Annotated in this window: 3 protein-coding genes; 1 reads left to right on the plus strand and 2 read right to left on the minus strand. The window is 42.3% G+C overall.

Features of this window, described 5'->3' with window-relative positions:
• Window positions 1-31 precede the first annotated feature (31 nt).
• Both WEIDD23_RS01550 and WEIDD23_RS01555 read right to left on the minus strand, forming a co-directional pair.
• Window positions 32-979, minus strand: a complete 948-nt coding sequence (locus tag WEIDD23_RS01550) for an AEC family transporter (protein ID WP_010374880.1) — start codon at window positions 977-979, stop codon at window positions 32-34.
• Between the two features lie 63 nt (window positions 980-1,042).
• Window positions 1,043-1,969, minus strand: a complete 927-nt coding sequence (locus tag WEIDD23_RS01555; protein ID WP_062358697.1) for an ADP-ribosylglycohydrolase family protein — start codon at window positions 1,967-1,969, stop codon at window positions 1,043-1,045.
• Window positions 1,970-2,081: 112 nt separating this feature from the next.
• On the opposite strand from WEIDD23_RS01555, the gene WEIDD23_RS01560 reads away from it, so the two are divergent.
• On the plus strand, window positions 2,082-2,507 hold the full coding sequence (locus WEIDD23_RS01560; protein ID WP_010374876.1) for a DUF2507 domain-containing protein: 426 nt from the start codon (window positions 2,082-2,084) through the stop codon (window positions 2,505-2,507).
• The last annotated feature ends 7 nt before the right edge of the window (window positions 2,508-2,514 follow it).

Below are 2,514 nucleotides of genomic sequence, written 5' to 3' on the forward strand. Positions count from 1 at the left end.
TCTCGTGCTTGAGACAGGGCGTTTCTTTTGTTTAACTGACTAAAATCATTAAAATTGGAATAACGACTAACATCAATAAGGTTGTTTGTGTGATTGAAATAGACGCAAATCTAAAATCCCCGTTTAATTCGCGCGCCATGACAGCTGCATTTGTCATTGTTGGCATAGCGGATTGAATGATAAAGACTGCTTTAAGTAATTTAGGTAGTTCAAAGGGCATCATCATTAAGGCCATGACACTAGGTGCCAGAACAAAACGACCTAAGGCAAGTGTCAAATTTTCGCGATCAGGGATTAAGTCGGCTTTTTGAGCTTTCGCGATGGAAAAGCCAATGAAAATTAGTGATAACGGAACGTTTGTATTACCCAGATCAGTTAAATCGGTCCGAATAAAGGTTGGCAATTCAATGCGTGCCAGGACTAAAATCACGGCGATGATTAGGGCAATCATCGGCGGCGTAAAAATTCCCTTCAGGGTTTTGCGGAGACTGAATTGCCGACCGGTTACCGTGTCGCGTTCAATCATATATACGCCTAATGTCCAAAAGACGATGGTATTAGCCATATAGTAGACCAAAACGTATGGCAAACTGTCTTTACCGAATAGTGCCATGTTAACCGGTAATCCTACCGTGACGGTATTTGAATTGAATAACAATGATTGAAATAATCCCTTATGGTGTGGATTTACTTTGATTAACTTCGCAATTAAAAATGACAGAGCAAATAACGCTAACATGCTAGCGATCGGTAAGACTAATTTCGGCCCGATTGCTAGTAGGGTTTGCGGTGTAAAGTCTTCCGGAATACTAACAATCAAATAAGCAGGTATGGCAATTTTAGTGACAAATCCAGATAAAAACTTACTTAAGCGCTCATCATCATCGTTGAAAATATGAATTTTTAGTAGGGCGTATCCGGTGCCTACTAAACCAAGAATCATTAAAACACCGGATATACTGTGCCACATAATTGACATTATAAATGTGTTCCTTTCTAAACAAGAAAACCAGAGTCCTGAATCAGGCTCTGGTTTAATCACCTATTCGACTGGGTGCGTGTCGGGGCAAGCAAAGCGACCGCTTTGCTCTGCTTTTTCAAGCACTCGCGTGACAATCGTTAATTCATGTGCGTTGAGCCATGTTGTCGGCAATTGCGCTTGACGATACATCAAGCCGGCAACTGCACCAACTAATGGCATAATTCGGGTTGGTTCACCCGGTAAGCCGACAGCGAGCGTTAACGCGTCCTCGTAGTTTTGGCTGTTTAATAACACCCATATCGTCGCAGCTAACGTGTCGACGACATAACCTGATGCATGCAAAGATTCGATTGGCATATTTTCAAAATCAGGTGTATTTAATGCTTCAAAAGCGACCAACTCATCAGCGAAGACCGCATGTTTTGCGTAATATTCATATGAATTACTAATTGCGAAGTCAAAGGCCGCTGGTAAACTCATACCACTCAATAAGCCGTTTAGTAACATGGCGTATAAGCCAATCGCAATTAATGAACGTGGGTGGTTGTGTGTCAAGCCACCCACTTGATGCAACGTTAACATAGCAGGGTCATCTTTAATGAAATCTTCCCCGTACGTTGCTTGTAGGTATAACACGACGGGCGTAATTCGAAGTAATGCACCATTCGCGTTATCACTCTCATCTCGCCCACCCGACGTAAATGGATCTTGGGTTTGACGGAAATTTTCAATGGCCATACGGGTCACGTCGCCAGCATGCTGGGGTGCGCCATCCGCTGTATAAGCGCCAGTTGTATACCAGTATGTAAACTGGGTCATGATGTCGGTTAAAATATAGCCGTTAGATAAGCTATCGATAGTTGCTAACGTTAGCGATGAATCGCTACTCCATTGTGAACTGTCGCCCATGATGATTTTTTGTGCAAAAAGGTCACCATTGATTAATCCCAACGTGCTATTTATTAACGGATTATCAGGTAAAGTCATGCCACAATCCATCCTTTCAAGAATTTTATTGTAACACTAATGTAAATTATTGGCAAATATGGCTAGAATACACTATAATTAGTTTATGAAACTGTAATAAAAGGAGTGCGTTATGTCGGAATCAGGACAAACGACAGAAATGAATTTATTCGCATTAACGCTATTGCGTGACCGCTTGCTACCAGAATTGTTGCAAGATGATGAATCAGAAATTATTTATTGGGCTGGTAAGGCCCTTGCCCGTGATGTTGACTTAACAGGTGTCATGGCACTCGAAACGTTTTTCATGGATGCTGGTTTTGGATTCTTAACCTTGACGTCAAAGAAACCAACGGAACAAGTATGGCGGTTAGATGGCCCTGTGGTCAGTGCCCGCTTTGATGAAAATAATCATGCAAGTTTCGCGTTGGAAGCAGGTTTTCTAGCCCAACAAACGCAGCAACAGCTTGGCACAGGTGCCGAGGCACAATGGGAAGCAAATAAGCAGACCGTTGTGATTACGGTAATGACGGAAAATCCTGGCACATTGCAACCCTAACAAAAAA

The organism is Weissella sp. DD23 (genome assembly GCF_001579105.1).
In the GTDB taxonomy this organism is placed as follows: Bacteria; Bacillota; Bacilli; order Lactobacillales; family Lactobacillaceae; genus Weissella; species Weissella cibaria.

Bases quoted from the DNA above. Each gene is read 5' to 3' on its own strand.
- WEIDD23_RS01550 (WP_010374880.1), bottom strand. From the start codon at position 979: ATGTCAATTATGTGGCACAGTATATCCGGTGTTTTAATGATTCTTGGT.
- WEIDD23_RS01555 (WP_062358697.1), bottom strand. From the start codon at position 1,969: ATGACTTTACCTGATAATCCGTTAATAAATAGCACGTTGGGATTAATC.
- WEIDD23_RS01560 (WP_010374876.1), top strand. From the start codon at position 2,082: ATGTCGGAATCAGGACAAACGACAGAAATGAATTTATTCGCATTAACG.